General features: G+C 46.3%; 4 protein-coding genes. 3 read left to right on the top strand and 1 reads right to left on the bottom strand.

What is annotated here, in order from left to right; translation table 11 throughout:
• Positions 1 to 188: 188 nt before the first annotated feature.
• Positions 189 to 1142: a sucrase ferredoxin gene (locus NDI34_RS25320; protein WP_348234188.1), complete on the bottom strand. Its 954-nt coding sequence runs from the start codon at positions 1140 to 1142 to the stop codon at positions 189 to 191.
• Between the two features lie 845 nt (positions 1143 to 1987).
• Between NDI34_RS25320 and NDI34_RS25315 the strand changes: the two genes are divergently transcribed.
• The 3 genes from NDI34_RS25315 to NDI34_RS25305 all read left to right on the top strand — a co-directional run.
• A complete protein-coding gene (locus NDI34_RS25315) occupies positions 1988 to 7504 on the top strand; it encodes an amino acid adenylation domain-containing protein (protein WP_348234187.1) in 5517 nt (1838 codons plus the stop codon).
• Positions 7497 to 12140: an SDR family NAD(P)-dependent oxidoreductase gene (locus NDI34_RS25310; protein WP_348234186.1), complete on the top strand. Its 4644-nt coding sequence runs from the start codon at positions 7497 to 7499 to the stop codon at positions 12138 to 12140. Before NDI34_RS25315 ends, NDI34_RS25310 begins: the two co-directional genes overlap by 8 nt.
• A gap of 281 nt (positions 12141 to 12421) precedes the next feature.
• The coding region (locus NDI34_RS25305) for a condensation domain-containing protein (protein ID WP_348234185.1) at positions 12422 to 14253 on the top strand (1832 nt) is incomplete at its 3' end.

Here is a 14253-nt window from a genome sequence, read left to right as displayed (position 1 = left end):
TTGCCATTCTTCACAATATGGGTGGAATCACAAGCAGGACAAGCCGGGCGGGGATTCGACATCGAACAACAGCGGGAACTCTACCCTCCTATCCTTACATTTTTAGGACTACCAAAAATATAAATTATTTGACAATCGGAGTAGAATCTCTATGTCTTAAAAGCATATCTTTAGAGATTTACCTATTCCTAGAAAATGCTTACCAAATTTTTCGTAATATATTGGTTGAATTCATACAATTCATTGCTGTCACATTCTCCTTTTAAATGAAGAGTTTTATGTTTATCTTCAATAATGTCGGCTCTATAGACACTCAGAACTCCATTCGGAGTTTTAAAAGTTATTTCAACTTGATTAAAACTTTCATCCTCGCTCTGCTCAATTATTTGATAGGCAACCTGATAGTTAAACCAATCCCAGCCATATTTGAGGATGAGTTCTTTTTCTAAGATTTGAGCTGCCCAAGGTAAAAGTCCCCAACCACGATAGACATTGTTCAAGCACTGAATGTCACCCGTTCGGGTCAGAATGGCGGCAAATGATTCTTGATTGAGTCTGCCATAGTATCTTCCCTCTGGAAAATCAATCGCAGTAGGGGCAAAGCGATGACCGCCAATGTGACTGGCTTGCCAAACGCGGACTCGATCAAGTGATAAGTTAGAGACAGCAGCTAAAGCAGCTTTGTAAAAAGGATTTCCATACTTAGCGCAACATTTATCATGGCTACCGTGAGTGCATACTAAAATATCTCTGGTTTGAATATCTATCGCCTCCTGTTCTGGAGTGTTTCCTGTTAAACAGTCTTTCAGTAAAGAAGCTACATCATTGATATCTGAAATCAGAAATTCTTGCTTGGTGTAACCTACTGAAAGTCCGGTGTTTGCTCGGAAAATTATCAGTCGCTTGTTGCGATCGCGCTTAGTTTGGTCGCTATGAATCAATACAACCCGAACAGAAAGTTCCTCTGTATCAATTTCCTCCTTCAAGGCTTTTAAATTAGCCGGGAGGAATTTTGAATCAAGGGGATCGGGTGTCCAAGGCGGTGGACACTCAATCAGTACATAGATTTTGTGATTCGTTGCACACCCGATAATCTGTTCTCCAGCTTGGCGTGACTCTTCGGCGCAAAAGAATCCATTCATCGCTTGATTACTTGCGGTGTAACAATTTGTTTGCTTCAAATTTCCTCACGCCCAATCGATGCGCTCACTACGACCTAGTTAGTTATTGAAAGTTATTATCACTAGGTCAGCAACATATAACGTCTTATCTGCCAATGTCAAGGGTATAAAAAAATTAGTCTATTGAGAACTCATGTCAGTTTTTTCTGAAAATACGCGATTTAGCGTCCAGAAAAATTTGCACGCCTTGACTGGGAGAGCATGAAACTATAGCGGTTTTCCGTTCGCTCATATACAAAGCCTAACCCCCAGCCGCATTCCGTGATAGGGAAGCGGAGCAAGTCTCGTTCCTTGTAGGAGAAGGGCTGGGGTTATGTCAGACTCTACTGCACAAGCGTCGGGGGAAGCTTTCCGGCTAGTTTAAGTCATGCTTCCCCCAACCCTAGAAGAGCAAAAGCCGGAATTTTATTTCTGAAAAAATTTTGCGATTGCTACTTGCCAAACTTGCAAGCTTTGTACTAAGGTTATCCAAGCTTATTAAAAATGAATGTCAATAGCAGTGAAAAGTTACCGCTAAGAACCCTCTTGAAGAGGAGCGTTGACCCTAACGCCAACACCAGGATTTGTGAGGTTTTTTGCCCTGCCGAGGGTTACTAAAACTCCCAAAAACGTCGATTTAACAGCAAATACAGATGAAGAGCTCAGTTTTTAATCCAACCACCCGGATTGGAGCTAGAGATGGGCGGTTTCCGTTCGGCAACGCGAATCTTTGGCGAGAGAGTTTGAACTAGAGAGTTTGAACTTTGTGGTCGGATTCAATCGTTCAGGGTTAAAAAAGTCAGGCTTGAAAAATCAGAAAAAGTAACATGGTCGATTTTTGCCAAGATTTTCCAGAAAACCCGCCTAAGAAAATTGCCACTTTAGCAGACATTCTGCGCTATCGAGCTGTAAACGAACCAGAAAAACTGGCGTTTACCTTCTTGCAGGACGGGGAAACATCAGCCGAGAACCTGACTTATCGAGAGTTGGATCGGCGCAGTAGAGCGATCGCATCCCAGCTGCAAGCGATGGGTTTAAGTGGCGAACGGGCTTTATTGCTTTATCCACCGGGTTTGGATTATCTAGCGGCATTTTTCGGTTGTTTGTACGCAGGCGTGATCGCCGTTCCCGCTTATCCGCCTCGCAACCAACGCAACACGCCGAGAATTCAAGCAATTTTGCAAGATGCACAGGCAAAAATCGCGCTCACCACAACGGCGATTTTTGCGAAAGTGCGATCGCTTCTCGCTCAAAAAACTGACTCAGATGCTTTAAATTGGCTCACCACAGACAACATTGCCAACGGCATCGAAGCTAATTGGGAACCGCCAAGCATTCATCAAGACACATTAGCTTTTCTGCAATACACCTCCGGTTCTACAGGGATACCGAAAGGAGTCATGCTCAGTCATGGCAATCTACTGCACAATGCCGCCATGACTTACCGACTCATGGAACATTCGCCCAGTAGCAAATTTGTCTCCTGGCTGCCGATATATCATGACATGGGACTTATCGGCGGTGTCCTGCAACCCTTGTATGGCGGGTTCCCTTGCTACTTAATGTCACCTGCGTCTTTTCTGGTAAGTCCGTATCGCTGGCTGAAAGCGATTTCTGACTACCAAGGGACGACTAGCGGTGGCCCGAATTTCGCTTATGAACTGTGCGTTCAGAAAATTACACCTGAGCAAAAAGAAACCCTTGATTTAAGCAGATGGAGTGTCGCTTTTAACGGTGCAGAACCCATCCGCCAAGATACTTTAGAGCAATTTGCAAAAGCCTTTGCTTCCTGCGGCTTTTTAAAAACCGCCTTTTATCCCTGTTATGGGATGGCAGAGGCAAGCCTGATCGTTTCTGGTGGTATCAAGGCAGCGCTTCCGGTCGCGAAAACCGTTCAAAAAACGGCATTAGAACGCAATCAAGTCATTGATGCTAATGATGACGACAATTCCCAGCCGCTCGTCGGTTGCGGGAACATCTTACCAGAACAGGAGATTGTTATTGCTAATCCTGAAACTTTAACCCGATGTGCGCCAGATGAAATTGGTGAAATTTGGGTTTCAGGTCCTAGTGTCGGTCACGGCTATTGGAATCGACCAGAGGAAACGGCGCAAACCTTCCGCGCCTCCCTGGCAGATACGGACGGAAAGCCTTTTTTAAGAACAGGCGACTTGGGATTTTTGCACAACGGGGAACTGTTCATCACAGGTCGAGCCAAAGATTTAATTATCATCCGGGGTCGCAACCTTTATCCCCAAGACATCGAAAGAACGGCAGAATGCAGCCATCCAGGATTACGTGCAGGCAGTGGTGCCGCTTTTGCGGTAGAAGTCGGCAATGAAGAACGGCTGGTCGTGGTGCAAGAGGTAGAATTTCGCGCGAAACCGAATGTTGAGGAAGTCACCGCCGCCATTCGTCAGGCAGTTGCAGAAGAACATGAGATACAAGTTTATGCGGTAGTTCTGATTAAAGGTGGCAGTATTCCCAAGACTTCCAGTGGGAAGATTCAACGCCGCGCTACTCGTGCGGAGTATCTTGCAGGCGAATTGGATGTTATTGGTAGCAGTATTTTAGAGAATTCCTATCATCTCGAAAATGAAGATAATCTCACCCGCGAAGAGTTACTGGCTGTTGAGTCGGAAGAACGTCAGCAGCGATTAGAGGCTTATCTGCAAAGGCAAGTGGCGCGGGTGCTGGGTGTTGCGTCGTTTGAATTAGATTTTGGGAACGAATCGCAGAGGACGCAGAGGACGCAGAGGAAGAATTACAGAGGCAAGATTAGTATTGAGCAGCCTTTGAGCCGTTTCGGTCTCGACTCGTTGATGGTTTTCGAGTTGAAGAATCGGATCGAGGTTGATTTGGGGGTGGCTGTATCCATTGCGGATTTGTTCGAGGGAGTTAGCATTACCCAACTGGCAACGCAGATACTCGACCAACTGACTCAAGTGGTTCCGTCTGCATCGATACCTTTGTGCAGAGTTGAGAAAACTACTGACGAGTATCCACTTTCTTTTTCTCAAGCTAGATTGTGGTTTGTCAATCAATTGCAACCAGGAACTCTGGCTTACAACATTCCCATCGCGGTTCGCCTGACGGGACGGCTGGATGTGCCAGTGCTGGTTCGCAGTATTCACGAAATTATCCGGCGACACGAAATCTTGCGGACAAGCTTTGCCGTAGTGGAGGGCGAACCCGTGCAAGCGATTTCTGGGGAAAGCTGCGTCACCTTAAATTTACCAGAGGTGGATCTGCGGCAATTGCCCGATGCTGAGAGACAAGCACAAGCGCAACAATTCGCGATCGCAGAGGCTCAAATGCCCTTCGACTTGGCACAACCCCCGTTATTCCGGGCAAAACTGCTGCATTTAACCGCAGAAGAGTCGATGTTGCTGCTCACGCTGCACCACATTGTTGCTGATGGTTGGTCGGTTAAAGTTTTCGTCCGAGAATTGACAGCACTTTACGAAGCTTTCTCAACCGGAAAGCCTTCGCCGCTCGCTGAACTTCCCATCCAATATGTTGATTATGTCGATTGGCAACAACGATGGTTCTCCGGTGAGAGGCTAGAAACTCATCTGAATTATTGGAAGCAGCAGTTAGGGGGAGAACTTCCCGTATTAGAGTTGCCGACTGACCGGGCGCGATCGCCAATTCAGACTTTTCGGGGAGCGCAGCAAACGTTAGTGCTGCCCAAAGCATTGACTGAGGCAATCAAAATGCTGGGTCAGCAGGAGAGTGTCACCTTATTTATGACCTTGCTGGCGGCGTTTCAGACGTTGCTTTACCGTTATTCAGGACAAGAGGACATTTTAGTCGGTTCGCCGATTGCCAACCGCGATCGCGCTGAGCTGGAATCCTTGATTGGGTGCTTTGTCAATACCTTGGTGTTGCGTACCGATTTGGCTAGAAATCCCAGCTTTAAAGAATTATTGGTGCGAGTGCGAAAGGTGGCAATTGATGCGTATGTTCACCAAGATTTGCCCTTCGAGAAGCTGGTGGAATTACAGTCGAGTCGGGATCTGAGCTATAACCCGATATTTCAGGTAATGTTCGTCCTCCAGAATCCCTCATTATCAACGGTTTCATTACCAGAGTTAACTTTAAAAACTTCGGAAGTTGAGAGTGGAACCGCAAAGTTCGATTTATTCCTATCAATGATAGATACGGAACAGGGATTGAGCGGAACGCTGGAATACAACACCGATTTGTTCAACGCGGACACTATCACCCGAATGTTAGGGCATTTCCAAACCTTACTGGAAGGAATTGTTGCCGATCCAGAGCAGTGTTTATCAGACTTGCCGCTGTTAACTGCATTTGAGCGTCATACTTTGCTGGTGGAGTGGAATGACACTCAAGTTGATTACCCCCAAAAGTGTATCCATCAACTATTTGAGCAGCAGGTAGAAAAGACACCGGATGCGATTGCATTAATCTTCGACAATGTAGAGACAGGATTCAGTGAGTCTCTAACTTACCGCGAGTTAAACAACCGAGCGAACCAGTTAGCGCACCAGCTGCAACAGATGGGCGTGCAGCCAGATGTTTTGGTTGGCATCTGCATGGAGCGATCGCTGGAAATGGTAGTCGCTCTTTTAGGAATCTTAAAAGCGGGTGGTGCTTATGTACCTTTAGACCCCACGTATCCGAAAGAGCGCTTAGCGTTCATGCTGGCAGATGCCCAAGTGTCACTACTGCTAACTCAACAATATTTGGTTAATCAATTACCGCAACATCAAGCGATTATCTGTTTAGATCCCGAATGGGAAACGATTACCCAAGAGGGTACAGAAAATCCTATTTCATCTGCTACACCAGAGAACTTGGCTTATGTAATTTATACCTCTGGTTCCACAGGAAAGCCCAAGGGAGCGATGAATACCCACCGGGGGTTAAACAATCGCTTGCTGTGGATGCAAGACACCTACAAATTAACAACAACCGACAGAGTTTTACAAAAGACTCCATTCGGCTTTGATGTGTCAGTTTGGGAATTTTTCTTGCCTTTGTTAACGGGTGCTAGCCTCGTTTTAGCTAAACCAGGTGGTCATCAAGATAGCGGTTATTTAGTCCAACTGATTGCCAAGCAAAAAATCACGACACTGCACTTCGTCCCCTCCATGCTGCAAGTATTTTTAGAGGAGTTGGAGGTAGTAAAATGTAACAGCCTTAAGCGGGTATTTTGTAGCGGCGAAGCCCTACCTTTTGATTTACAAAAGCGCTTTTTTATCCGTCTAGGTGCAGTAGAGTTACATAATCTTTACGGACCGACAGAAGCGGCAATTGATGTTACTTTTTGGGATTGCCAGCGTAACAGCCAACGGCGAATTGTTCCCATCGGTCGTCCGATTGCCAATACACAGATATATCTCTTAGATTCGCATTTACAACCTGTTCCGATTGGCGTTCCGGGCGAGTTACACATTGGCGGTTTTGGTTTGGCTAGAGGTTATCTGAATCGACCAGAGTTAACCCAAGAGAAGTTTATTCAGAATCCGTTGAAAGACCTAACCCCCCAGCCCCCTTCCCTACAAGGGCAGGGGGAGAATTGCTCCCCTCCCTTGCTAGGGGAGGGGTTGGGGGAGAGCCGCCTTTACAAAACCGGGGATTTAGCTCGTTATTTACCCGATGGAAATATTGAATTTTTGGGAAGAATTGACCACCAAGTAAAAATTCGAGGTTTCCGTATCGAATTGGGAGAAATTGAGGCGGTGTTGTTACAACATCCCCAGGTGCGAGAAACGGTGGTGCTTGCCAGAGAAGATATGCCCAACGACCGCCGCTTAGTCGCTTATGTAGTTCCGAATCACGATGCTGAACTTTCGATTAATGAATTGCGCGATCGCTTAAAACAAAGCCTTCCTGAATACATGGTGCCTTCGGCTTTCGTATTCCTAGACACTTTGCCGCTGACACCCAATGGAAAAGTTAATCGTCGCGCCTTACCTGCTCCGGAAAATCAGCGTTTAGAGTTAGCAGTTTATCAACCTCCCCAATCAGAGATTGAAAAAACAATTGCAACTGTTTGGCAAACAATACTGAACTTAGAGAAAGTCGGGATTCACGATAATTTCTTTGATCTTGGGGGACATTCATTACTGATGCTTCAGGTGAATCACAAACTGCGGACAGTTTTTAACCAAGAGATATCAGTCGTTACTTTGTTTCAAAACCCAACCATTTATTCGCTGGCGCAATACTTAAGCCGACAACAGCCTGCTTTTGAAGAGATGCGCGATCGCGAAGTTGGACGCGATAGTGTCCAGCGCGCTCGAAAGCAAATAGAGGCTATCAATCGCCAAAAAGAATTATTGAGCAAGCAAGGTAGAAAGATTCATGGATAGCGCTACAAATTACGATTCTCTGGAAGGCATTGCCATTATCGGCATGAGTGGGCGCTTTCCCGGTGCTAAGAATGTCGAAGAATTTTGGCAAAATTTACGCGATGGAGTCGAATCAATTTCGGTCTTCACCAATGAAGAATTAATAGATGCTGGAATCGCTCCAGGTTTACTCGATAATCTCAATCATGTAAAAGCTGGTGCCGTATTAGAAGATGTTGAGTTTTTTGATGCTTCTTTCTTTGGTTTTAACCCCAAAGAAGCGGAAATGACCGACCCGCAACACCGGGTATTTTTAGAGTGTGCTTGGGAAGCGCTGGAAAATGCTGGTTACGACACCCAAAGATGTGAAAGTCGCATTGGCGTTTATGCAGGTGCCAGCCTGAATAATTATTTATCTTTTAATTTAAATCGCGACCAAATTGGGTCGGCGGACAGTTTCCAAAAGTTGATTAGCAACGATAAAGATTTCCTCACGACTCGCGTTTCTTACAAATTAAATCTCAAAGGGCCAAGCCTGACCGTTCAAACAGCTTGTTCTACTTCATTAGTGGCGACAACTCTGGCTTGCCAAAGTTTATTAAATTACCAATGCGATATGGCGTTGGCGGGTGGAGTTTCGATTCGGGTACCGCAAAAAACAGGTTATTTATATCAAGAAGGGGGAATATTATCTCCTGATGGTCATTGCCGCGCCTTTGATGCTGATGCACAGGGAACCATTATTGGGAATGGTGTGGGAGTGGTCGTTTTAAAAAGATTAGAGGATGCGATCGCAGATGGCGATCGCATTCAGGCGGTAATCAAAGGTTCTGCCATCAATAACGATGGTTCTGAGAAAGTCGGGTATACAGCACCCAGCGTCAACGGACAAGCAGACGCGATCGCAGAAGCACTCGCCCTCGCTGGAGTCGATCCGGAAAGCATCACCTATATCGAAACTCACGGTACGGGAACCGTCTTAGGCGATCCGATCGAAGTTACCGCACTTTCTAATGTTTTTGGTGCCAATACCGAGAAAAAGAATTTCTGCGCCATCGGTTCCGTCAAAACCAATATCGGTCATTTGGACGCAGCAGCGGGAGTCACGGGACTCATTAAGACGGTTTTGGCACTAAAACACAAGTTGATTCCACCCAGCTTAAATTTTAAACAGCCAAATCCTGAGATTGATTTTGCCAATAGTCCCTTTTACGTCAATACCCAGCTGAGGGAATGGAAGGCTTCAACCCCGCGCCGTGCCGGAGTCAGTTCTTTGGGGATTGGTGGCACCAACGCTCATGTGGTTCTCGAAGAAGCGCCAACGGTAGAAGCATCGGGTTCTTCGCGTCCGTGGCAATTATTGGTACTTTCCGCGAAAACGGAATTGGCACTGGAGACGGCTACGGCAAATTTGGTGGCTCACCTCAAGCAGCATCCCGATCTCAATTTGGCAGATGTTGCTTACACCCTGCAAGTAGGTCGTCGGGCTTTTGAACATCGCCGGATCTTGGTTTGCCAGACGGTTGAGGAGTTAGTAAACCAATTGGAAACCCCTCATTCTCAAAAAGTTTTAACTCACTTCCAAGAGCCTACTGAACCCTCCATCGCCTTCATGTTTCCCGGACAGGGAGCGCAGTATGTGGATATGGGGCGGGAACTGTACCAGACTGAGCCGATATTTCGAGAGCAAGTAGACCGTTGCGCTGCCCTTCTTCAACCTCATATCGGGATGGATTTGCGATCGCTACTTTATCCCAACCAGCCGAATCCGGAAGCAGCCGCAGAAAAACTCAAACAAACTTGCTTTGCTCAACCTGCATTATTTGCGATTGAGTATGCCTTAGCTCAGTTGTGGATGTCCTGGGGCATTTCTCCCCAAGCGATGCTGGGTCACAGCATTGGCGAATATGTAGCGGCTTGCCTTGCGGGTGTCATGTCTGTTGAAGACGCTTTAGCTTTGGTGGCTATTCGTGGGCGACTGATGCAGCAAATGCCAGCCGGGGCGATGCTTGCCGTTTCCTTGCCAGAAGCGGAGGTTAAAAGCCTACTGAATGAGAAGTTATCTTTAGCCGCCAGTAACGCACCTTCCTTGTGCGTCGTTTCGGGAACCCTTGACGCTGTAGACGCAATTGAAGCGCAACTTACGGCTAAAGGGGTCGAGTGTCGGCGGTTGCATACTTCTCACGCCTTTCATTCCCAGATGATGGATTCTATCTTGGAGCCATTCATTGAGGAAGTGAAAAAAGTTAAACTAAATCCTCCTCAGATTCCCTTTATCTCAAACGTTACGGGAACCTGGATTACAGCAGCAGAAGCCACAGATCCCGGTTATTGGGCAACGCATCTACGGCAGACAGTACGTTTTTCTGAGGGAATTTCTACATTACTGCAACAGCCAAATCACATCCTCTTAGAAGTTGGTGCGGGGCGTAGTTTATGTACCCTTGCTAAACAGCATTCTCATCAAGCAATTGGGCAAGTGGTATTACCTTCGTTACGCCATCCCCAGGAGCAAAACTCAGATATTGCCTTTTTACTCAATATCTTAGGGCGGCTTTGGCTAGCAGGAGTCTCGGTGAATTGGTCTGGTTTTTATGCTGGCGAACAACGTCACCGCGTGCCTTTACCGACTTACCCGTTTGAACGTCAGCGTTACTGGATTGAACCCCAAACCCAAATTTCAGAAACCCAAGCCCCAGCAACCAGTACAGGTGAAAGCAAGCTAGGGAAATCGGATATTACTGACTGGTTTTATGTTCCTTCTTGGAAGAAAATCCCCCTGGTCAAAACGGGAGAGATTTCATCTGCTTGCTACCTAGTTTTTGTTGATGAGTGTGGGATCGGTTCTCAAATCGTCCAACGATTGCAACAAGTTGGACAAGATGCGATTTCTGTCCGGGTTGGAGAGCAATTTAAGCAACTTGATAGCAACGCTTACACGATTAATCCAGCTTGCCAGGATGATTATTACGCCTTGATTCAAGCCGTGCGGGAACAAGGGAAAGCCCCGAATGCGATCGCGCATCTCTGGAGTATCACCCAATCACCGCCTCACTCCTTAGAAACCAGCCAAAATCTCGGTTTCTACAGTTTGATTTACTTAGCGCCAGCGCTAGGACAACAACCTGTTAGCAATTCCATTCAACTTCTAGTTGCCAGTAACAATCTTTATGACATTATTGGCGACGAGCTATTGTGTCCTGAAAAAGCAACCATCATCGGTTCATGCAAAGTCATTCCTCAAGAGTATCCTCACATCAGTTGTCGTCAAGTGGATGTGGCAATCTCGGAATCAGGAACCAACAACTTAGTAGAGCAACTGATAGCAGAATTAGGAGCAGATTCAAAAGACTCCATGATTGCCTACCGTGGCAATCATCGCTGGGTTCAGACATTTGAGCCAGTCCCGCTAGAAAAAGCCAGCCAAACCCGGTTACGACAAGGGGGAGTATATCTCATTACAGGTGGCATGGGAGGGATGGGCTTAGTCTTCGCCGAATACCTCGCCAAGACAGTACAAGCCAAGTTAATTCTAATCGGACGTTCTGCACTGCCTGCAAAAGAGCAGTGGCAGCAATGGCTAGCAACCCATGATGCGCTCGATCCTACCAGCCGTAAGATTCAGAAATTGCACGAATTAGAAGTATTAGGTGCTGATGTCCTGGTAGTTGCTGCCGATGTTGCGAATGATGAACAAATGCAGAATGCGATCGCGCAATCCCTAGAACGTTTTGGTGAGATTCACGGAGTTATCCACGCCGCTGGAGTTGCGGGTGGTGGCATGATTCAACTCAAAACACCAGAAGCTGTAGAAAGCGTTTTTGCTCCTAAAGTGATGGGAACTTTTGTCTTAAATGAGGTTCTCAAAGATGTCAATCTAGACTTCGTAGTTCTCTGTTCATCCCTTAGCTCAATCCAAGGCGGATTTGGACAGGTAGACTATAGCGCTGCCAATGCCTTTTTGGATGCCTTTGCTCATTGCAATCATTTTAATGCTCGCACAATCTCAATTAACTGGGATGCGTGGCAAGAAGTCGGTATGGCGGTGAATACAGCCGTTCCTGAAAAGCTCAAACAGTGGCGCGCAGAAAGTTTGGAAAATGGGCTTTTATCCGCAGAAGCCGTGGATGCCTTGAGCAGAATTTTGGAAAATTCGCTTTCTCAAGTTATCATCTCAAAACAAGATTTATCCTATGTCATTGAGCAAGCTTCTAACTTTTTTTTATCGAGTTATGACGCTCAAACATCAGATGATTCTAGTCAATTATCAGCAACTAGACATCCTCGACGTCTCCAAGCAAATGCCTATGTTGCTCCTCGCAATGACATTGAGCAAGGTATCGCTAATATCTGGCAAGAACTGATAGGAATTGAAAAGGTGGGAATTTACGACAACTTCTTTGAGTTGGGCGGGCATTCTTTACTGGCTGTACAAACGATTTCCCGACTGCGTGAAACTTTCCAAGTGGAATTACCGTTGCGTACTCTTCTTTTTGAAGCTTCTACAGTTGCTGAACTCGCTATTGAAATTGCTGAAAAACAGCCTAAACCCGAACAAATTGCCGAGATTGAGCAGATGTTAGCGGAGGTAGAAAATCTCTCCTTGGATGAAATACAAGCGCTGGTTGCTAAAGAATCACAAGCAAGCTTTCGTTAGTAAGCAGAAAAATTAGAGTAGTCATATCTAATTTGCGAACATTATCTCTGTTAACGAACCGAACCGCCAAGACGCAAAGAGCGCCAAGGAAGAGAGGAAGAGAAATGGAAAATCTTAAAAATTGTTTATGGTGCTATATAGCAATTCTATTTGATTCGCGAACTCATCTTCTCTTTCCTCGGCGTCCTCTGCGGTTCGTTAAAAAAATCTCACGAATCAAATGGAAATGCTATATACTCTCACTTCTTTTTCAAGCACTAAGCTTTTATAGGTGATTAATTATGAATAATATTTCTCAAAGAATTGCTGCTTTATCTCCGGAACAACGGGCGCTACTAGAACTACGACTCAAACAAAAGGGTTTGACTCCTGTTAAAAACCAAGCAATTGCTCAACGAAAAGATTCCAAGTCGTTGCCTTTGTCTTTTCACCAAAGACGGCTGTGGGTTCTTCATCAGCTAGAGCCAGATAGCCCTATTTACAATGTCCCCATCGCTATCCGATTGACAGGATTTTTAAATGTAAAAGCACTAGAAAAAAGCCTAAATCAAATTCGGCAACGACACGAAGTTCTGCAAACCCGTGTTATAGCGGTGGGGGGGCAACCCGTGCAGGAAAAATTTTCAGATTTGGCGTTAAATCTGCCCGTAATTGATTTACGGGAGTTGCCTGAAAACGAACGGCAGCAGGTGTTAGAAGATGCGAAAAAAGAGGAAGCACAACGTCCTTTCGACCTATCCCAGGAACCACTGCTGCGAGTGAAGCTGTTGCAGCTGAGTGAGACAGAACACCTGATGCTATTCACGATGCACCACATTGTTTCTGATGGTTGGTCTCGCGGTGTGATTATTCAAGAATTGGCAGAATTATATGAAGCTTTTTGTCAAGGCAAGCCCTCACCTTTGCCTGAGCTTCCGATTCAGTATGCCGACTTTGCTGCATGGCAACGACAGCAGCTTGTGGGAGAAGTTCTAGAAACTCAGCTTAACTACTGGAAGCAGCAATTAACGGGTGCTTCCCCAATTCTGGAACTCCCTACAGATAGACCGCGACCAACTGTTAATACTTTTAGGGGCGCTAGACAATTTTTTACCATTTCTCCACCGCTTGCCTTATCGCTGAGAACGTTAAGTCAGCAGTCAGAAAGCACGCTATTTATGACGCTATTAGCGGCTTTTAACACGCAACTTTACCGCTATACGGGGCAGCAAGATATCTCGATTGGCACTCCCATGACCAATCGCACCCAAAAGGAAATCGAGCCTCTGATTGGGTTCTTTGTCAACACGCTAGTTTTACGCACGCTGCTGTCTGAAAACATGAGTTTTCGAGAATTGCTGGCGAGGGTGCGCGAAGTGGCGATACAAGCCTATGCTCACCAGGATCTGCCCTTTGAAAAGCTGGTAGAGGAACTACAGCCAAGCCGCGATCGCAGTTATACACCCCTGTTCCAGGTGATGTTTGCCCTCCACACTGCCCCCAAAACAGCGTTGCAGTTACCAGGTCTGAGTTTGAGTCTTGTGGAGGTGGAAACTGGCACCGCCAAGTTTGATTTGACGCTAGAGATAACGGATACCGAGCAAGGACTGACAGGGTCGTTAGAGTACAACACTGATTTATTTGATGAAGCCACGATTACTCGGATGCTGGGGCATTTTCAAACGCTGCTAGAAGGCATTGTGGCGAATCCCGATCGCCGTTTGTCGGACTTGCCATTATTGACGGAGGCGGAAAGATATCAGTTGTTGGTGGAGTGGAATCAGACTCAGACTGATTACCCTGCCGATAGCTGCTTTCATCAATTGTTTGAACAGCAGGTCGAGAAAACACCGGATGCGATCGCGCTTAGCGCACGCTCCGCGAACGCCCTCGCATTTGAAGAGCAACATCTCACCTACAAACAATTAAATGAACGTGCGAACCAACTGGCGAATTACCTGCAAAAACAAGGGATAACAACCGAATCTCTCGTTGGCATCTGTGTAGAACGCTCTTTGGAGATGATGGTCGGGCTTATCGGCATTCTCAAGGCAGGGGGAGCTTATGTGCCGTTAGACCCCTCCTATCCCCAAGAGCGCCTATCTTTCATGCTGTCAGACGCTCAGATGTCGGT

Origin of the sequence: Trichocoleus sp. DQ-U1, from assembly GCF_039961925.1 — a bacterium.
Taxonomy (GTDB): Bacteria; Cyanobacteriota; Cyanobacteriia; order Cyanobacteriales; family FACHB-T130; genus FACHB-T130.
Note: the sequence above shows the minus strand (reverse complement) of the source record. Positions and strands in the feature narration are given on the sequence as shown.